Genomic DNA, 18,503 nt, shown 5'->3' with positions numbered 1-18,503 from the left:
GACATCTCGCTTGCTCGTGGTGGACAGTATAAGGAGCGCAGCGCCCGCTGCGACGCAATGAGCGGGCGCCCGCCACGTCTCGGCTTGTCGCCATGGTCGCGTTCTCGACGTTCGCCCGCGCGGCGACCTTGCGGGATTATTCAGGCGCCGCGAGGCTGTATGCAACCACGGGCGCCGGCAAGGGGGCGCGTCTCTCATTATCTCTCACGCTATTGCTCGAGCTGGCGGAAGCGAATGGCGCCGCTTCCTTTCAAAAGAGACAAAAACGACGGCCGGGGTTGCCGAAGCACAGAAACATCTCAGTTCTTGCATCGGAAGGCGACCTTTCGGGCCGCGCGCGAAAAGACCATGACGACGAGGGAGTGCGCGTTGCACGTTGATCTTGTGGCCGACGCGCACGCCGCCACGGGAGAAAACCCGGCGTGGAGCGAAAAGGAACAGGCGCTGTACTGGGTCGATATCGAAGAGCCGGCCCTGCACCGCCTGAGCCCCGCCACGGGCCGCGACGAGAGCTGGGAGACGCCGTCCGAGATCGGAGCCTTCGCGCTTTGCCGGAGCGGCGCGGTGATTGTGGCGCTGCGCACGGGACTGGCGAAAATGACGCTCGCGAGCGGCGCCTTCGAATCTCTCTGCGCGCCTTCCTACAATCCGCTGAAATATCGCTTCAACGACGGCAAATGCGATCTTTCGGGACGGTTCTGGGTCGGGACGATGCGCGATCCCCTGCGCGGACAGGAGGCCGGGCCGCCGGCCGCGCAAGCGCTGGGCTACTTCGCCGATCGCACGGGCTTCGTCGAGAAAGGCGCAAGCGCGACGATCGCCAATGGAATAGCCTGGAGCCGGGACGGGCGCACCATGTATTTCACCGACAGCGGGGCGCGAACGATTTGGGCTTACGACTATGATCTCGAGACGGCGACGCTCTCCGCGCAGCGTCTCTTCGCGCAATTCGAAGCCTCGGACGGAACGCCGGATGGCGCGTCGGTCGACGAAGAGGGTTTCTATTGGTGCGCGCTCTATGGCGGCGGACGCGTGCTGCGCCTCTCGCCGGACGGGCGCGTCGTCCAGGAAATCGCGACGCCCGTCAGCCAGCCGACCATGTGCGCCTTCGGGGGCGCGGATTATGCGACGCTCTATATCACCAGCGCCGCGCATGGCGTGGAGACCGAGCCCCTCGCAGGCGGCGTCTTCGCCTGTCGTCCGGGGGTGAGGGGAACGCCGCCCGCGCTTTTTGCGGACGATTGACGAGATGCGCCCCTTCTCACGCCAGCGACCGCGCGAAGAGGCCAAGCCCGTCGAAGCCGCGGCGGCCGGGGCCAGGCTCGATCCGACGCCCGCGACGCAAGGCCGGTCGCCGGAGCGATCCTATTACACGGGCCGAAACCTTGCGAGCGCCCGCACCGTCGAGGATCTGCGCCGGATGGCCCATCGCCGGCTTCCGGCCTTTGCCGCCGAATATCTCGAAGGCGGCGCCGAGGAGGAGGCGACGCTCGCCCGCAACCGCGCCGCGCTCGCGAGCTATCGGCTGACCCCGAGGGCGCTCGTCGACGTGTCGCGGCGGGACCAGAGCGTATCGATTTTCGGGCGGGCCATGCCGCTGCCCTTCGCCATCGCGCCGACGGGACTGAACGGGCTGTTTTGGAGAAAGGCGGACGTGCTCTTGGCCCGCGCGGCGGCGCAAGCAGGGATCCCGTTCATTCAAAGCACCATGTCGAACGATCCGATGGAGGAGGTCGCGGCCGTTCCCGGCGTGCGGCACTGGTGGCAGCTCTATGTTTTCGGCCCGCGCAAGATCAGGGAGGCGCTCATCGCCCGCGCCGAACGCGCGCAGAGCGAAGCGCTGGTCGTCACCGTCGACGCGCAGTTCTATGGCGACCGCGAATGGGAGCAAAGGCGTTTCGCGCATCCGGGGCGGCTCACGGTCGGGTCCGTTTTCGACGCGGCGCTGCATCCACGCTGGGCGCTGACGACGCTGTCGGGCGGCATGCCGCGCTTTGCGAACGCCATCGACTACGTCCCGGAAGACAGGCGCCGGTTTTTCGACAGCGCCTTCTGGATCCGCGCCAACATGGACCCTGCGCTCGACTGGGCGGAGATTGCGCGGCTGCGCGCGCTGTGGCCCAGAAAATTCCTCATCAAGGGGATTTTGAACCCTGCCGACGTCGAGAGGGCGGCCGATGTCGGCGCGGATGGCGTCGTTCTCTCCAATCACGGCGGCCGTCAATTGGACTGGACCGTATCGGGGCTCGATAGTCTGCCGGAGGCGCGGCGGCGTGCGGGCGACCGAATGACGCTCATCGTCGACGGCGGCGTCCGCAGAGGGACGGATGTGCTCAAATGCCTGGCGCTCGGCGCGGACGCCGTGCTGCTCGGCCGCGCCGCCCTCTACGGCCTGGCCGCGGCCGGGCGCAGCGGCGTCGAACGCGCGATCGATATTTTGCGCGAAGAGATCGACCGCGACCTCGGCCTGCTCGGCGCGCCCTCCGTCAAGGATCTCAACCCGCAATTTTTGACGCGCTAGCGAGCGAGCCGGCCGCGGCGAGGCGCGTGATTCGATCCGCCGCGCGACAGGCGAGGGCCTGGATGGTGAGCGACGGATTGACGCCGCCGCATGTCGGGAACAGCGAGCCGTCGCAGATCCAGAGGTTGCGAATGTCCCAGCTGCGTCCATCCGCGTCGACGACGCTTGTCCGCGGATCGTCGCCCATGCGGCACGTGCCGAGCAGATGGCTCGTGTCCTTGTCATTGGTCCAGATGTCGTAGCCGCCGGCGGCGGCCAGCATCTCGCTCATGAAGGCGACGGCGTGGCGCTGCAGGCGCTTGTCATTTTCCGAATAAGAGAAGTCGACGCGCGGGATGCGCAGGCCAAACTGATCCACGTCATCGGCGAGCGTCACGCGATTTTGCGGACGCGGCTCCGTCTCGCCGACCGGCACGAAGCCCGCCATGTGGTTATATTTGCGCATTTCATCGCGCAGCGCCGCACCCCACAGGCCGCGCGTGGTCGCGAGCGTCTGCGCCCAGGCCATGGGCAGGGGGCCCTGGCTCATGAAAGCGTAGCCGCCGACGAAATCCTTGCCCGCATCGGCGTAATTCCAGTGTTCCGTCACCGCCATGTTGGGCGGGCCCTTGTACCAGCGGATTTCTTCCTCGAAGGTCGCCCAGGCTCCGGGGCCGGCGTGCGTCGTCAGATATGCGCCGACGAGTCCGGAGCTGTTGGCGAGACCGTCGGGAAACAACGGGCAGGCGGAATTCAGCAGCAGACGCGGCGTTTCGATCGCGTAGCCGGCGACGACGACGTTGCGCGCGCGCTGGAAGCGCCACTCGCCGGCGCGGAAATAATCGACGCCGGCGGCGCGGCCGCGCGCGTCGAGGACGATGCGCCCCGCCATGGCGAGGTCGCGCACCTGCGCGCCGGAACGCAAGGCGCGCGGAATCCACACGGTCAGGGCGCTCTGCTTGGCGTTCGTGGAGCAGCCGTAATTGCAAAAGCCGCGGTAGACGCAGGGCGGGGACTTGCCGCGCGGCGCGGAAACGGTCGTCAGCGGCGTCGCCGCCCACGCGATCCCGAGCTTTTCGGCGCCGCGCGCGAGCACGAGCCCCGCCGCATTCACCTCGTGCGGCCGATAGGGATAGCGCCGGCGGGGCGGCCCCCAGGGATAATGCACCGGGCCGGACACTTTCAGCGCCTCCTCGACCTCCTCGTAATAAGGCGCGAGGTCCTCGTAGCGGATCGGCCAGTCGACGCCATAGCCGAGCCGGCTTCGCGCCTTGAACCAGTCCGGCCGGAAGCGCAATGCGATCATGCTGTAATGGACGGTCGAGCCGCCGACCCCGCGTCCCGAATTATTGCCGCCGAGCGCGATCGGATCGTCGCCGCCGATCAGGCGGTCGTCGGTCCAAAAGAGCGTCTGCTGCGCCAATTCGTCCGACGCGAAATCCTCGAGCGGGCGCCAGAACGGACCGGCTTCCAGAATCACGACGGAAAAGCCTTCTTCCGCCAGCCGGCAGCCGAGCGTGGCGCCCCCGGCTCCAGCGCCGATGACGAGAAAGTCGACCGGTTCGGAATCGGCGTATTCGCGCATCGGCGTCCAGCCGCCCGGCGTGAAGACGTCGGGCGCCCGGCCGTTCGTTGCGCGCGGCGCCTCGACGTTCATCGGCGCTCCCTCGCTTCCCAAGGATCGCGGGCGTCGAAGCCCAGCCGAACATAGCCGCGCGGGCTCGCCGGGCCGCCGAAGCCGATGTCGCTCCACGCCGAGGGATGCGCATAGGCGAGACCCGCCACCGTTTTCGACAGCGTGTCGGTGAAGAAGGAGGCGGCGTCGAGGCCTCCCCAAAGCGCGGCGTCGATATCGCCATGCTCGATCGCGCGCAGCGTTTCGTCTCTTGCGTCGGGCGCGAGATCGGCGAAGGCCGTCTCGAACCGACGACGCGCTTCGGCGTCGACGCCTGCGAGTCCGAGCCGCCAGCACTGTTGCAAAGGCGGCGCGCCCGGCCCCCGAAAACCTTCGCCGAGATTTTGGTGGAGACGGTCGTCGATCCAAAGCGCCAGGAGGCGCGGCTCGAGGCCCGGCAGGGGCGGAGCCAGCCGCTCGACGACGGCGTCGAGAAGCGACAGTTCGTCCGGGGTCAGAAAGCGACGCGGCGGCGCTTCGTTCAGTCTGGCGGCGAGAACCTCGCGCGTGCGATCGTCGAAGGACGGCGTGCGCCATTTCGCCAGGACGTCGTAGCCCGCGTAAGGGGCCCGCGCGTCACGCGCTTTGTCGCTCTCCCGCATGCGCTTGCCTTTCGATCAGCGAAAGCGACGCAAGGCCCGCAATCGACAGCGCTGAAAAGCTCGGCGGCGCCGGCAGCGGCGGGCCGTCGATGAGATTCTGGCTCCAGTTGCGCCAGCCGCCCATGGCCCGCGCCACGCCATAGGCGTGAAACCCCATGCCGAAGAGGCCGAGCAGAAAGCTCGCCCAAAGCCATGCGCGCGTGAACGCATGCGTCGTCGCGGGCGGCTCGAGGGACGCTTTGGCGAGAAGGCCCGACGCGACCGGCGGCACGGCGACGGGCGCATACATGAACGGATTCTGGAAGGCGCCCCTGAAATGGAAGAGGGCCGCTTCGCCGACGGTTCCCGCAATGGCGACGCTGGTCAGGGCCGCGAGCGCGCGGCCGGCGGGGAAACCGAGAAGCCGCGGCGTCTGCGCGCCTTCCGCCGCCAGCCGCTCCCCCGCCAAGCCGAGAAGGCCGCTAAGGGAAAGCGCCGCCGGGGCGCCGACGGGCGCGCCGTAGAACAGGTTGAGCCAGCTCAGCCCGCCGGGCCTTTTGAAGATGTTGTAGACGTGAAAAGCGAGCCCCGCGGCGCCGACGCCGACGGAAAGCGCAAAGGACTTGCGCCTGAAGGCGCTTGCTGCGGGCTTCGCGGCGACCGCTCCCTCGACCCCGCAACCCAGCGCCAGGGCCGAACTGACGAGCGGCGCGAACATGCCGGGGTTTTCGAAGGAGCCGCGATAATGCTCGAGCGCGCTGTCGGCCAGCACCGACGCCGCGAGCAGCGCCGCGGCGCCCTCGAGCGCCCGCGCCGGCGGATCGGCCTCGCGCGCGGCTGCGGGCTTTGCCTCCGTCGCTGCGCCTGTCGCAAGGCGCGCGGCCGCGCCGCAGACGGCGCAAAGCGCCAGGCCCCCGAGCAGCGCGGGGAGCGGCCTGGTCGTCATTCGTTGCGGCCGGAGGGCAGTATCGGCGCGAAGACCTGTCGAACCGCGCCGGCGATCAGCGCGCCCTCCTCGGGATCGCCCTTGAACAGCGTCGCTGCGAAATTGCGCGCCTGCTCGAAGGAAATATGCGCCGGCAGTGGCGGCACTTCGGGGTCTGTCTTGACTTCGAGCACAACGGGCCTGTCGCACGCGAAGGCCTCGTCCCAGGCGTCCGCCAGATCAGCGGGGCGGTCGACGAAAATGCCCTTCAGCCCGATCGACTCGGCGAAGCGGTGGTAGGGAACGTCGGGGATGTTCTGCGTGGCCTCGAATTTGGGATTGCCCTGCATGACGCGCTGCTCCCAGGTCACCTGGTTCAAATCTTCATTGTTGAAGACGCAGCAGATCCATGTCGGGGATCGCCATTGCCGCCAGTATTTCGCCACTGTGACGAGCTCGGCCATGTTGTTCATCTGCATGGCGCCGTCGCCCACGAGCGCGACCACCGGCCGACCCGGATGCGCGAATTTCGCGGCGATGGCGTAAGGCGCGGCGGCGCCCATGGAGGCGAGCCCGCCGGAGAGCGAGCACATCATCTCGCCCCTGATCCGGATGTCGCGCGCATACCAATTGGCGCAGGAGCCCGAGTCGCAGGTGATGATCGCGTCGTCGGGCAGGCGGGGCGAGAGGTCCCAGACGACCTTCTGCGGATTGACCGGATTGGCGGGCGCGAGCGCGCGGTCTTCGAGCAACTCCCACCAGTCGGCGACTTCCTTTTCGATCCAGTCCCGCCAGCCGACTTCGGTCTTTTCATCGAGGCGGCGGAGCAGTTCCCGCAAGGTGACGGCGGCGTCGCCGTGGAGATTGACCTCCATGGGATAACGCATGCTCAGCATGGAGGCGTCCACGTCGATCTGCACGCCGCGCGCCTGTCCTTCGCGCGGGAGAAACTCGGAATAGGGGAAACCCGAGCCGATCATGAGCAGCGTGTCGCAGGCCATCATCATGTCATAGCTCGGCTTGGTCCCGAGCAGACCAATGGCGCCCGTGACCCAGGGCAGAACGTCGGGCGTCGCCGCCTTGCCGAGCAGCGCCTTGGCGACGCCGGCTTTCAGCTTCTCCGCGACGGCGATGACTTCCTCCTTCGCGCCGAGCGCCCCCGCGCCGACCAGTATCGCAACCTTCTCGCCGGCGTTGAGCGCGTCGGCGGCGCGACGGATGTCGTCGGAGCAGGGAACCACCAGCGGGCGCGAATAGCCGACGCCCGTCCGCACCGCGCCGTGTTTTCGCGGCGGCTCCTCATAGTCGAGATCCTGCACATCGCCGGGAAGGATAATGACGGATACGGCCTTCTGCGCCAATGCGATGCGGATGGCGCGATCCGTCAGCATGCGCACCTGCGCGGGCGTCTCCGCCTCCTGCACGAAGGCCGCCGCGTCTGAAAACATGCGATCGAGATTGAGCTCCTGCTGATAATGCGCGCCGCGCGCCGTGCGGGGGGCCTGGCCGGCGATGGCGAGCACAGGCATGTGATCGCATTTGGCGTCGTAAAGGCCGGTGATGAGGTGGGAGGCTCCGGGGCCCCCGGTCGACAGACACACGCCGAGTTCGCCGGTGAACTTGGCGTGGGCGCACGCCATGAAAGCGGCCATTTCTTCGTGCCGCACCTGGACGAATTCAATTTTCTCCTCGGCGCGCTGCAGGGCGCCGAGCACGCCGTTGATGCCGTCCCCCGGATAGCCGAAGATCCTGCGGACGCCCCACTCATAAAGCCGATGGACAAGGAAATCGCCGACGGTGTTGCTCATGACGATCCGCTCGCGCTGAGAGGAAATCGGGCGCGGCGCCCAATTCGTTTAACAGGGGCGATGGGCGGCTCGTTCCAACCGGACGGTTCTTCGCGCAGGCGATGGTGGTCCCACTATTGCACGCGGCGTGGCGAAGGCATGGCGGCGTCGCTGGCTTCCGCGTCGCAACCCCTTCGTTTCCCGCCGCAGATATTCAAAGGCGCGATCGGCTCAGCTGGCTCGAGCTGCCAGCGGACGTTGTCCTCTCAATTCTCCTCGCGGGCAAAGGCGAGCTTGAATGTCGCGCCGCCGCCAGGCGTTTCCTCGGCCCAGAGCCGGCCTCCCTGCTTCTCCATCAACTCTTTTGCGATCGCGAGACCTAATCCGGTCCCCGGGGTCGAGTCGCTCTTGCGCCAGAAGGGTTCGAAGATCATGTCGCGATCCTCGAGCGCAATCCCCGGGCCATGGTCGATAACGTCGACGATCGCGTCACCCGTTAGGCGAACGCTGACAAAACCGCCCGGCGGTTCGACGCGCATGGCGTTTTCAATGAGATTGGTGACGACGCTTTCCACGGCCCAGCGATAGGCGCGAACGGAAACGCCGACATCGGGCGCGTCGAATTCAATCTGGCGGTTGTTCTCATAGGCGATCGGCATCAGATCCGCGATGATCGACAGGAGCGCGCCGCCCAGCTCAAGCGCAGGCGGCGGCTTTCCTTCACTGCGTTCCTCAATCTGCGCAAGAACGAGCAGCTGCTCCAGGATTGTCTTGATCCGCGTCGCGTCCCGCTGCAGCTCGATCTTCAGGGCGTCATCGGCCATTTTATCGACGCGGGCGCACAAAATCGCGATCGGCGTACGAAGTTCATGGGCCGAATTCGCGGTGAAGCGTCGCTGACGCGCAACGCCGTCCCGAACCCGCTGGAAAGCTGCATTCACCTCTTCGACGAATGGCAGAATTTCCGATGGCAGCTCGCTGCTTGGCGCCTGCCAATTCAGCGTGTCTATATTTATCTGTCTGACATTCGAAGCAGCCGCGTGAAGAGGAGCCAGGCTCCCGCGGATAACGAAGAACCAAATAAGTGAGACCAGGGCGCAAAACGGAAGAAACGCCAGAATATTTTCGGTTACGATGTAGGCGTGCAACTGATAGAAAATATCGTCCCAGTGAAAGTCCGACCCATAGACGATGGTGCCGAGCTTGCCGTATCGGGTCAGCGTCGTTCGAACATAGCCTCGTGCGTTCGGATTTTTGTCATCTGTCAAATGAAAAAGCGAACCATACACCTCGACGTCTCCGATCAGCGGCTTGAAATGCGCCGCCAACGCTTCGGACGATCCAGGCAATAAGGCGCCCGTTTGCGGCTTGAACACCGCGAAGCGGAAGTTGGGATTGCGTTCCTGATGCGCTCTCAGGCGTTCGGTGAGCTCGAGGCGCAGGCTTCCGTCCGCGTCGCGTCTGAGCGCGTCGACAACCACGTCTCGGGCGCGCTTCGTCGTCCAGACCTCGAGCGCCTGGCGGTGATCGCGGCCCCAAAAGAACGCCAGTGGAATCTGCACGGTCAAGGGCGTTGAAAAGTAAGCCAGCAAGGAACCCAAAATCCAAAACAGAATCAGACGGGATTTAAGCGAGCGTATCCGCATCAAGCGCGCGCCGGCGCGATCAGATAGCCGACGCTCCGCGTCGCGTAGATCTCCACGCCCGCGTCCGCGTCTCTGAGTTTTTGGCGCAGACGCGAAACCAGCATTTTCAGCGCGTCATTCTGCACCTGTTCGTCCAGGCCGTATACTTCGTCGATGAGGACCGAATAAGTGACGGCCCTCCCGGCGCGCCGCATCAGCGTCTCGAGCAGCAGCAATTCACGTTTGTGAAGCACCAACGGGCGGCCGTCGACGTGGGCTTCGTGTAAATTGAGATCGAAGGACAATGCGCCCAGCGACACCGCGGGGATCGGGGCCGCCCCCGGACGTCGCAGGCTGGCGCGGATGCGGGCGAGAAGCTCGTCCGGCGCGAAGGGTTTGATCAGATAATCGTCCGCGCCCGCGTCCAGACCGTTGACGCGGTCGTCGAGCGAACGCAGCGCCGTCACCATGAGAACGCGAATATTTGGCCTGAGAGCGCGAATCTCCGGCAGGAAATCGAGACCGTCGCCATCCGGAAGCCGTCGATCCAGCAACAAGATCGGATAGTCGTAAGCGTGCAACGCTTCTCGCGCGTCGGCGATCATGCCGACGCGGTCGACGAGAAACCCTGACCGTCCGAGGCGATCGGACATCAGCGCGCCAATTTCGATTTGGTCTTCGACGACCAAAATCCTCATCGGAGGGATTTCCGCATCTCGCGCCAATTCAACTATCGAACGCGCCTCCGACAAGCAGGTTACTCGTGATTGTTGCGCTCTTGCAACACCAAAATTTTCCTTTTTCGATCAGCGGCGAGATTCCCTCGCGGTTGCGCTGGCGTTACCTTCCGATGCTATCGAGCTCTATCCTCCAACCGAGGTCGACGCTTGCTCCGAACCGCCTGGATATTGCTGCTCCTGCTCACCCTTCAGGGTGCCGCATTGTCGGCGAACGGGTGGTCGCTCGAGCGCGGTTCTCTCCTCCCGAGCGGGATCGCCGCCTCCATCGGCGCAGATTGCTCGGCGGGGAAGGACATGGGGGAGGCGCCGAGTCACGGCGACGCCGGGAGACATTGCTGTCTCGCGTGTTTCGCCGGCGCCGCCGACGAAGCAGACCAGATCGCCGCGTCGAGCCTGGCGCTCGTTCTGCCGCTCGGCGCGCCGGCGACACTTGGCAAATACTTCTCCTGGGACGCTCCGTTCAGGATTTTCAGCCGTCCGCGATCGGCGTCTCCGCGATCGCCTCCTTACCGCTCCTGATTCGAGGCGCAAGGGCCGTCGAGGTCCGCTTACCCGCTTGAATCGTGCGGTTCGTCGAGCCGCCCAGGAGCACATCAATGTCACACGCACGCCTGTCGCGCGGCGCTTCCGTCGCGTCGCTCTTACTCGCCCTGTCTCCTTCCGTCGCCTACGCTCAGCACACGCTGCCGCGCATCGATGTCGGCGGCGACCGGCGCGCGGCGTCTCCCGGGTCCAACGCGACGCTTGGCCCAGTCGCCGCGCCGGCGGCGGGGATGCAAAGTCCAATCGTCGCCCCCGGATTCGAGGCCTCGCGCGCGAAACTGCCGATCTACCGGGATCCGCCCGGGCAGACGGTCACGACCGTCGATCATAAATTTCTGCGGCCGACGCCGATGTTCACGGTCCGGGAGATGTTGCAATATAGCCCGGGCGTCTCAATTCAATCGGGCAATTTTGCGCGTGAGGTCAATATTTCGATCCGCGGATCGGGTTCGCGGCTCGGCGTGGGTTTTCCTCTCGGCGTCCGCAACATCATGATGTACGAGGATGGTTTTCCGATCACCACGGCGGACGGCGTCGGCCGCACCGATATGCTCGATCCGCACGCTTTCAGCGCCACCGACGTCTACCGCGGCCCTTCGTCGGCGCTTTTCGGCAACTACGCCTATGGCGGCGCCATCAATTTTCGCACCTTCTCCGGCGCGGAGATCGACGGCGTCGACACCGGCTCCGAATTCGGAAGCTATGGGTACATCAACAACTATGTCCGCGCGGGCAAGAAAGTCGCGACCAAAGGCCTTGGCGAATTCGACGTCTCCTTGTTTGCGTCGGATGCGCGCGGCGACAATTATCTGGCGCGCGGTCCCTATTCGGGAGATCAGGCCAGACTGCTCGCAAGGTGGGCTCCGACGCCAGACGATCGGTTGACGCTGAAATACATATTCAACGACACTTTCGCGCAGTTCATGAATCGCCTTTCACAGGCTCAGTTTCATTTGAATCCCTTCGGCAAAAGCTACGGTTGCGCCATCGCCGTTCCCGCCAATCTGCCGTTTTGCAACAACCTCAACGTCCCCGCCAACGGCCTCTTTACCTCGGCCCGGGCGCCGCTGGTCAATCAAAGCGTTTGGCAGCTCGGCTCGCATATCCACACGCAACGCCAGATCGGCGGCTTCCGATGGGAGCACGATTTCGACAACAGCACGACCTGGCGGAGCCAGTTCACTTATGATTACTTCGACTATATCAACGGAACCTGGCCGCCCCCGAAAGTCGGGCCAGCGGCCTTGGGCGGCCTCGGCGGTCCGGTGGCGATCAGGGGCCCTTCCGTCGGCATCGACGCCAACACGACCATCACGAGCCACGCCGCGCTTTTCGGCTTCCCCGCGACGCATTATCTCGGCTTCTTCTACAATAACGTCAAAACCACGAACCCGCTCTTCAATCAGATCCCCAATGTCTGGAACTATGGCGCGACCGGCGGACCTGTCGGGAAGATCGACAGCTACACGTCCAATATCAGCCTGCGGGCGCGGGAGGAGATCGCCTTGACCCCGCAGTTGACCGGGGTGGTCGGATTCAGTTCGAACTGGAATCGCGTTTGGGGGGTCAACACCGTTTACACCTACACAGCGAATGGGGCGTTGAGCGCCCCACAACGGGTCGCCCTCGACAACGACTATTGGAACACGGCGCCCGAGGCGTCGCTGACCTATCGTTACAGTCCCGAGTGGCAGGTTCGCGCGCGCTACGCCGCAGGCTACGGAACCCCTGCCTTCGTCTTTCTCACCTCGACGCAGAACGGCGCCGGCGCGAATTCGGATCTGAAGGCCCAGACCAACATGGGCGTCGATCTGGGTGTCGACTGGACCCCCGCGCCAAATGTGATCGTCAGCGTGACCGGCTTCAACGAATGGTTCCGCAACGAAATCCTGACTCTTTCGAACGGTCTCGTCAGCTATCAGGCGAATATTCCGGCCTCGATTCACCGGGGCGTCGAAGCCAATATCGATTGGCGGCCGATCGATGGGTGGCGTTTCATCGCCGCTTATACCTTCAATGACCAGTTCTTCACCAGCTACTGGGATAATCTTGGCGCTGTCAGAGGGCAGTTCGTCTATTACAATCGCGCCGGCGCCAAAATCCCCAATGTCGCGCCGCACACGCTCACCTCTCGCGTCGGATACGATCAGCCGAGCGGCGATTTCAAGGGGCTCGGCGCCTATGTCGAGTATATTTTCAAAGCGGGGTACAGCATCGACAACGCCAATCTCACGTCGCTTCCCGGCTATGGGCTCGTCAATCTGAATCTTCATTACAATCGCGACATCGTGGACAGCTATTTCAGAAATGTCGAGCTCTATCTCAACCTGGAGAATGTTTTCAATCGCACTTATATCGCGGGCTCTTTGGTGATGAGCAATACGCTGATTGCGGGGACGGTCGTCCAGACGCCGGGATTGCTCCTGGCGACGGCGCAAGGCGCCGGGATTCTCGCCGGACAGCCGAGATCCCTGGTCGGGGGAATCAAGCTGAAATTCTGATTACGCGTCTGACCGCGACGCAGTTCTTTGAAGGCGTCGAAGAGAGAGAGGAGCTAATGGCGATCGTCCTGTTCGTGGAAAACATGCATTGCGAGGGTTGTGCGCAGCACGTCATCGAGGCGGCGCGCAGCGTACTCCCCGAGGCCGACGTTTCTGTGGCGCTTCCGGCCAAGCAAGTATCAGTCGATCCCGCGCCCGCTGATCCGCGTCAACTTCTCGGCGCGATTTTGGAAGCCGGTTACGACGCGAAAATTGTGAGATAACAGATGGACCCTGATTTCATAGCCCGTCGCTCCGCCGCTCGTGCGCGTTTGGACGCGATAAATCCGCATATGAACGCTGATGGCGATCCGAGCGATCCCAAAGGGGACCGGTGGTTTGCAAAAGTGTACGAACTTGCGGGCGACGACGCCGCAAATGTTCCCTGGGCGGCTCTCGCGCCGAACTCCCTGCTCGCGGATTGGCTCACACGCCACGCGGTTCGGGGAAAACGCGTTCTCGACGTCGGCTGCGGACTTGGGGACAATGCGGAAGCTTTCGCCGCGGCGGGCGCGCAGGTTTGCGCATTCGACTATATCGAACGCGCCGTGGCATGGGCGAAGCAGCGATTTCAAGACAGCGCGGTCGATTACCGCGTCGCCGATCTCTTCGCGCCGCCGCAGGAATGGCGCGAAGCGTTCGATCTCGTGCATGAATGCTATACGTTGCAGACGCTCGGAACGACGATGCTCCCTGCCGCGGCAAGCGCCCTTGCATCGCTGGTTGCGCCGGAGGGACGTCTGCTCGTCATTTCCTCGGCGCGGGAGCCGGACGAACCGCAGTCCACGCCGTGGCGGCCGTTGACGCGCGACGAGATCGAAGGCCTCGCGGTCGACGGCCTGTCGCTCGAAGAACTCGATGATTTCCCGCAACAGGGCTGCCTCTCACGACGCTGGCGCGCAGTTTTTCGCCGTTCGCGGACGTCGGCGACGCGCGGCCGACGCGCCGGAGAATGATGAAGCGGACGCGAGGGAGCGCGGCACATGAGAAAGGAACGACCATTGCGCCATGACGCGCGCTTTATGCGCTTCGCACGTGCACGGGCGCTTCGCCGCGCCTCGATCCGCGTTGCTTTTTCGTTTCTGAGCATTTGCCTCGTAGAAATTGTCGGGCCGGCGATTGCGGATGAGAGCCCGAGACATGGCCTCGCCCTCTACGGGGAGCCCGCTCTTGCGAAAGACTTCGATCATCTGCCCTATGCGAACCCGAACGCCCCGAAGGGCGGCAGGTTGAGGCTCGGAATGACCGGTAGTTTCGAGAGCCTCAACCCCTTCAATTTGAAATTCGCCTCGGCGCCGCAACTCCTGATCGGCAACGTCTATCAAAGCTTGATGGCGCGCTCTCAGGATGAGCCTTATAGTCTTTACGCGCTCATCGCGGAGTCGGTGGAGCTCGACGAAAAGAGAGAACATGTCACTTTTCATCTCGATCCGCGCGCGCGCTTTTCCGACCGGCGGCCGATCACGTCAGAGGACGTGCTGTTTTCATTCGAGCTTTTGAAGGCGAAGGGCCGTCCCGGACAGCGAGACGCGTTTGCGCGCGTTCGGAGGATCGAGGCGTCGGATGAGAAGACCATTCGCTTCGACCTTGCCAGCGGCGCTGACCGGGAGCTGCCGCTCCTGCTTGCGGCAATGCCCGTTCTGTCCAAAGCGTCGACTGACGCCGCCCGTTTCGACGACGTTCGCATTGAGATTCCCGTGGGGTCCGGCCCTTACCGCGTCAAGGAAGCCAAGGCGGGCGACCGCCTCCTATTGGCGCGCGACCCCGACTATTGGGCGAAAGATCGGCCGAGCCAAGTCGGTCTCTACAATTTCGATGAGATCGACGTTAGTTGGTATCGGGATGGCGACGCGCTGTTCGAAGCGTTGAAAGGGGGTCTCGTCGACTATCGCGAGGAAGGCGGCGCCTCGCGTTGGCTGACAGGCTATGACTTTCCGGCGATGAGCGACGGGCGAATCGTCAAGGACACGTTGCGTCCGGGGCGGCCGGTGGGGATGTCCGGCTTCGTGTTCAATCTTCGCAATAAGTTATTCGACGACGTCCGGCTACGCGAAGCATTGGCGATGATGTTCGATTTCGAATGGGTGAACGCCAATTTCTACGGGGGCCTTTACAAACGGACGTTGAGCTATTTCGATGAATCGCCGTTTTCATCGTCCGGCCATGCGGCAAGTGAGGCCGAGCGCGCTTTGATCGCGCAATTTCCCGGGGCGGTGCGCAAAGACATGCTGGAAGGAAGCTGGCGCCCGCCTAAGCATGACGGGAGCGGCCGCGATCGCGCGATTGCGCGACAGGCGCTCGAGCTCCTCGCCCAAGGCGGCTACAAGCCGACGGAGGCAGGGGTCATGTCAAAAGACGGCCAGCCCGTCGCGTTTGAAATCATGGTTCGCGATCGCGAAGAAGAACGCCTCGCGTTGAATTTCGCCAGCGCGCTGCGACGCATTGGCGTCATGGCGCAACCTAGGCTCTATGACGAGGTCCAGTATCAGCAGCGGCGTCGAAAATTCGACTATGACATGATGATCGGCCAATGGCTGCCAGCGGCGGTCCCTGGGGTCGAGCAGGCAGGACGATGGAGCTCGGCCAGCGTCGACAAGGAAAAGGGGACGAATCTCGCGGGCGTGTCGTCGCCTGCGCTGGACGGGTTGATCGACGCGCTTATCCGGGCGCGCGGGCCGGAAGAACACCTTACTGCGGCGCGCGCGCTCGATCGGGCGCTGCTCTCCGGCTTCTATTTCGTTCCCTTGTTCCACACGGGCGAAATCTGGACCGCGCATAGCAGTAAGCTCGAGCGACCGCGCAATTTGCCGCATTTTCCAATGTATCCCTTTGGCTTCACGCTCGAGACGTGGTGGTTGCAACGATAGCGGGCGCTTAGTTCTCGTCGGGCAAAGTCGAACGGGCGCTGGTCTTGGGACTTTGTCGCGTCGCAGGTGATAGCTGTTGTCGGCGTCAACTGGCGCCGACCAGCTCCATCCTGACTCGGGCGACGCCCACTGAACGGATGCCGAGCGCCCGCGCCGCACGGGCGGAGACGTCAATGTGGCGGCCATGAATGAAGGGCCCACGATCAGTAATCGTGACGACAACAGAACGGTTGTTCGCCAGGTTCGTAATGCGAATGCGGGAGCCGAACGGCAGGGTCCGATGCGCCGCGTTGAAGGACCCGACGCCGGCTACGTTGCGACCGCTCGCTGTCTTCCCCTGCACATGGTAATAGGAAACATTGCCGATCCAACCCGCTTCAGCGGCGCAAGTTACGGTGACAAGCGCGGCAGCCGCAATGCACGTGCTTTTCGACGACACTTGCCTCTTCCCGCTCCGGAGGTTGCGCGTTTCACGCGGAGACGAGAGAAACAGCCGTCCGAAACTATTGTTCCCAAAAGGGGGGCTTCCTGATCTCCTGTTGCAGTGGCCGCTACACAGTGATTGATTTGTCCTTCCGTCTGGCCGTCGCTCCACGGCTTTAGCGATTGCAGTTCTTACCGCGTCGGATCCGCGCCCGTCTTGCGACCGTCACATATTTCCGATAATCTGGAAATATGGATAATATAGACGCCATCGCCGCCCTGGCCGCGCTTGCCCAGACGACGCGGCTCGATACGTTTCGACTTCTCGTTCTGCGGGAGCCGGAGGGGGCGCCCGCCGGCGAGCTGGCGCGCCTGATGGCGGCGCCGCCAAACACCATGTCCGCCCATCTGAGCATTCTTTCCCGCGCGGGGCTGGTGAAGGGGGAGCGGCGCGGTCGTTCCATCATCTACCGCGCCAATCTGGCGCGCTTGCGGGAGATGACGCTGTTCCTGCTCAAGGATTGCTGCGGCGGAAGAGCGGAGGTCTGCGCGCCGCTCATCGCCGATCTCTCTCCCTGCCGCACAAAGGCCAATGTCGATGACTGAACGCGTCTACAACGTTCTTTTTCTCTGCACCGGCAACACGGCGCGCTCGATCCTCGCGGAAGGAATCCTGCGCAAGGACGGCGCAGGCCGCTTCAACGCCTTCTCGGCCGGGAGCCAGCCCAAGGGCGTCGTGAATCCTTATGCGCTGAAGACGCTTCAAGCCTATGATTACCCTACGGAGGGCTTCCGCTCGAAGAGTTGGGAAGAGTTCGCCGGCCCCGATGCGCCCGTCATGGATTTCGTCTTCACCGTCTGTGACAACGCGGCGGGCGAAGCCTGTCCGGTCTGGCCGGGTCAGCCGATGACCGCGCATTGGGGCATCGAAGACCCCGCCGCCGTCGAGGGCTCGGACATGGAGAAGCAGAAGGCCTTCAATCTCGCCTTCCGTTACATGAGGACGCGCATTTCGCTGCTGCTGGCGACGCCGATCGCCCGCCTCGACAAACTCAAGTTGAAAGCGCGCATGCAGGAAATCGGTGAGTCCGAAGGGGCGTCTCACGGCCACAAAGCGGAGGCGTGAGCGTGACGGCCACGATCGACGACGAGGCCGCGCGCTCGGTCTCGCCGCGCCCGAACACGCCCGACCGATCGAGAGAGAGAGAGTGACAACCATGAGCGAAGCGACCGCCGTCCCCAGCGCTTTGAGCGCAAGCAAGGCTCCGGCCATGGGCCTTTTCGAGCGGTTCCTGACGCTCTGGGTCGGCCTCTGCATCGTCGCCGGCGTCATCCTGGGGCAGATCATGCCTTCGGTCTTCCGCGCGATCGGCGCCGCGACGGTCGCCGAGGTCAATCTGCCGGTCGCCGTGCTGGTCTGGCTTATGATCATACCGATGCTGCTGAAGATCGACCTCGGGGCGCTTGGACAGGTGAAGGAGCATTGGCGGGGGATCGCCGTGACCGTCGGCGTCAACTGGCTGGTGAAGCCCTTTTCCATGGCGCTGCTCGGCTGGATCTTCATCTCGCATCTTTTCCGGCCCTTCCTGCCCGCCGACCAGATCGACGGCTATATCGCCGGACTGATCCTTCTGGCGGCGGCGCCCTGCACGGCCATGGTCTTCGTCTGGTCGAACCTCGTTGACGGCGAGCCGCATTTCACCCTGTCGCAGGTCGCCTTGAACGACACCATCATGGTCGTCGCCTTCGCGCCGATCGTCGCCTTGCTACTCGGTCTCTCGTCCATCACCGTGCCTTGGGACACGCTGCTGCTGTCGGTCGTGCTCTACATCGTCACGCCGGTCATCGTCGCGCAGCTTTGGCGGCGGACCCTCCTGGCCCAGGGCGGCGAGGCCGCGTTGAAGAAGACGCTGGCGCGGCTCGGCCCGCTGTCGCTCTCGGCCCTGCTGCTGACGCTCGTCCTGCTCTTTGGCCTGCAGGGCGCGCAGATCGTCGCCCAGCCGCTCGTGATCGCCCTGCTGGCCGCGCCCATCCTGATTCAGGTCTATTTCAACGCCGGTCTCGCCTATCTGATGAATCGCGCCCTCGGCGTCGAGTGGCGCGTCGCCGGTCCTTCGGCTTTGATCGGGGCCAGCAACTTTTTCGAGCTGGCCGTCGCGACCGCGATTGCGCTCTTCGGCTTCCAGTCCGGCGCGGCGCTGGCGACGGTCGTCGGCGTGCTCGTCGAGGTGCCCGTGATGCTCTCCGTTGTCCATATCGTCCGCCGATCGCGCGGCTGGTACGAGCGGACGGCGTGA

General features: G+C 64.2%; 18 protein-coding genes. 11 read left to right on the top strand and 7 right to left on the bottom strand.

Annotated features, from left to right (window positions below; translation table 11 throughout):
* The first annotated feature begins 92 nt into the window (after positions 1-92).
* From ACETII_RS00530 to ACETII_RS00520, 3 genes are read left to right on the top strand one after another with little or no spacing between them, the layout of a single operon-like run.
* Complete coding sequence (locus ACETII_RS00530; protein ID WP_472785308.1) at positions 93-380, top strand: hypothetical protein; 288 nt, start codon at positions 93-95, stop codon at positions 378-380.
* The gene (locus tag ACETII_RS00525) at positions 370-1,245 is read left to right on the top strand and encodes an SMP-30/gluconolactonase/LRE family protein (RefSeq protein ID WP_472785307.1); all 876 of its coding nucleotides are present in this window, start codon (positions 370-372) and stop codon (positions 1,243-1,245) included. The genes ACETII_RS00530 and ACETII_RS00525 overlap by 11 nt, the downstream gene beginning before the upstream one ends.
* A 4-nt stretch (positions 1,246-1,249) precedes the next feature.
* Positions 1,250-2,521 carry an alpha-hydroxy acid oxidase gene (locus tag ACETII_RS00520; protein WP_472785306.1) on the top strand — a complete coding sequence of 424 codons (1,272 nt, stop codon included), beginning with the start codon at positions 1,250-1,252 and terminating at the stop codon, positions 2,519-2,521.
* Here the strand turns inward: ACETII_RS00520 and ACETII_RS00515 are convergent.
* The 6 genes from ACETII_RS00515 to ACETII_RS00490 all read right to left on the bottom strand — a co-directional run bounded on the left by ACETII_RS00515 (position 2,496) and on the right by ACETII_RS00490 (position 9,791).
* Positions 2,496-4,157, bottom strand: coding sequence for a GMC family oxidoreductase (locus tag ACETII_RS00515; RefSeq protein WP_472785305.1), 1,662 nt, complete (start codon positions 4,155-4,157; stop codon positions 2,496-2,498). The genes ACETII_RS00520 and ACETII_RS00515 overlap by 26 nt on opposite strands.
* Complete coding sequence (locus tag ACETII_RS00510) at positions 4,154-4,777, bottom strand: gluconate 2-dehydrogenase subunit 3 family protein (RefSeq protein WP_472785304.1); 624 nt, start codon at positions 4,775-4,777, stop codon at positions 4,154-4,156. Before ACETII_RS00510 ends, ACETII_RS00515 begins: the two co-directional genes overlap by 4 nt.
* A complete protein-coding gene (locus tag ACETII_RS00505; protein ID WP_472785303.1) occupies positions 4,752-5,702 on the bottom strand; it encodes a hypothetical protein in 951 nt (316 codons plus the stop codon). The genes ACETII_RS00510 and ACETII_RS00505 overlap by 26 nt, the downstream gene beginning before the upstream one ends.
* A complete protein-coding gene (locus ACETII_RS00500; RefSeq protein ID WP_472785302.1) occupies positions 5,699-7,489 on the bottom strand; it encodes a thiamine pyrophosphate-requiring protein in 1,791 nt (596 codons plus the stop codon). Before ACETII_RS00500 ends, ACETII_RS00505 begins: the two co-directional genes overlap by 4 nt.
* A 245-nt stretch (positions 7,490-7,734) precedes the next feature.
* Positions 7,735-9,030 (bottom strand): sensor histidine kinase, encoded by a 1,296-nt coding sequence (locus ACETII_RS00495; RefSeq protein WP_472785301.1) that lies wholly within the window; start codon positions 9,028-9,030, stop codon positions 7,735-7,737.
* 83 nt (positions 9,031-9,113) lie between these two features.
* On the bottom strand, positions 9,114-9,791 hold the full coding sequence (locus ACETII_RS00490) for a response regulator transcription factor (RefSeq protein WP_363352117.1): 678 nt from the start codon (positions 9,789-9,791) through the stop codon (positions 9,114-9,116).
* A 189-nt stretch (positions 9,792-9,980) separates the two neighbouring features.
* Between ACETII_RS00490 and ACETII_RS00485 the strand changes: the two genes are divergently transcribed.
* The 5 genes from ACETII_RS00485 to ACETII_RS00465 all read left to right on the top strand — a co-directional run bounded on the left by ACETII_RS00485 (position 9,981) and on the right by ACETII_RS00465 (position 15,783).
* On the top strand, positions 9,981-10,352 hold the full coding sequence (locus ACETII_RS00485; RefSeq protein WP_472785300.1) for a hypothetical protein: 372 nt from the start codon (positions 9,981-9,983) through the stop codon (positions 10,350-10,352).
* Positions 10,353-10,429: 77 nt separating this feature from the next.
* Positions 10,430-12,877 carry a TonB-dependent receptor family protein gene (locus ACETII_RS00480; RefSeq protein ID WP_472785299.1) on the top strand — a complete coding sequence of 816 codons (2,448 nt, stop codon included), beginning with the start codon at positions 10,430-10,432 and terminating at the stop codon, positions 12,875-12,877.
* A gap of 56 nt (positions 12,878-12,933) precedes the next feature.
* Positions 12,934-13,140, top strand: a complete 207-nt coding sequence (locus ACETII_RS00475) for a heavy-metal-associated domain-containing protein (RefSeq protein ID WP_472785298.1) — start codon at positions 12,934-12,936, stop codon at positions 13,138-13,140.
* A 69-nt stretch (positions 13,141-13,209) separates the two neighbouring features.
* Positions 13,210-13,872: a class I SAM-dependent methyltransferase gene (locus ACETII_RS00470; RefSeq protein ID WP_363352125.1), complete on the top strand. Its 663-nt coding sequence runs from the start codon at positions 13,210-13,212 to the stop codon at positions 13,870-13,872.
* A 27-nt stretch (positions 13,873-13,899) separates the two neighbouring features.
* On the top strand, positions 13,900-15,783 hold the full coding sequence (locus ACETII_RS00465; RefSeq protein ID WP_472785297.1) for an extracellular solute-binding protein: 1,884 nt from the start codon (positions 13,900-13,902) through the stop codon (positions 15,781-15,783).
* Between the two features lie 85 nt (positions 15,784-15,868).
* Here ACETII_RS00465 and ACETII_RS00460 read toward each other — a convergent pair whose 3' ends face one another.
* A complete protein-coding gene (locus tag ACETII_RS00460) occupies positions 15,869-16,222 on the bottom strand; it encodes a septal ring lytic transglycosylase RlpA family protein (protein WP_363352129.1) in 354 nt (117 codons plus the stop codon).
* 236 nt (positions 16,223-16,458) lie between these two features.
* Between ACETII_RS00460 and ACETII_RS00455 the strand changes: the two genes are divergently transcribed.
* From ACETII_RS00455 to arsB, 3 genes are all read left to right on the top strand, one after another.
* The gene (locus ACETII_RS00455) at positions 16,459-16,812 is read left to right on the top strand and encodes an ArsR/SmtB family transcription factor (protein WP_472785296.1); all 354 of its coding nucleotides are present in this window, start codon (positions 16,459-16,461) and stop codon (positions 16,810-16,812) included.
* On the top strand, positions 16,805-17,332 hold the full coding sequence (locus ACETII_RS00450; protein WP_472785295.1) for an arsenate reductase ArsC: 528 nt from the start codon (positions 16,805-16,807) through the stop codon (positions 17,330-17,332). The genes ACETII_RS00455 and ACETII_RS00450 overlap by 8 nt, the downstream gene beginning before the upstream one ends.
* Before the next feature lie 145 nt (positions 17,333-17,477).
* Positions 17,478-18,503: an ACR3 family arsenite efflux transporter gene (arsB, locus tag ACETII_RS00445; RefSeq protein ID WP_472785424.1), complete on the top strand. Its 1,026-nt coding sequence runs from the start codon at positions 17,478-17,480 to the stop codon at positions 18,501-18,503.

The sequence above is a fragment of the Methylocystis sp. NC52PC genome (assembly GCF_055698645.1).
The sequence above is the reverse complement of the archived record's forward strand: the minus strand, read 5'-3'. Positions and strand labels throughout refer to the sequence as shown.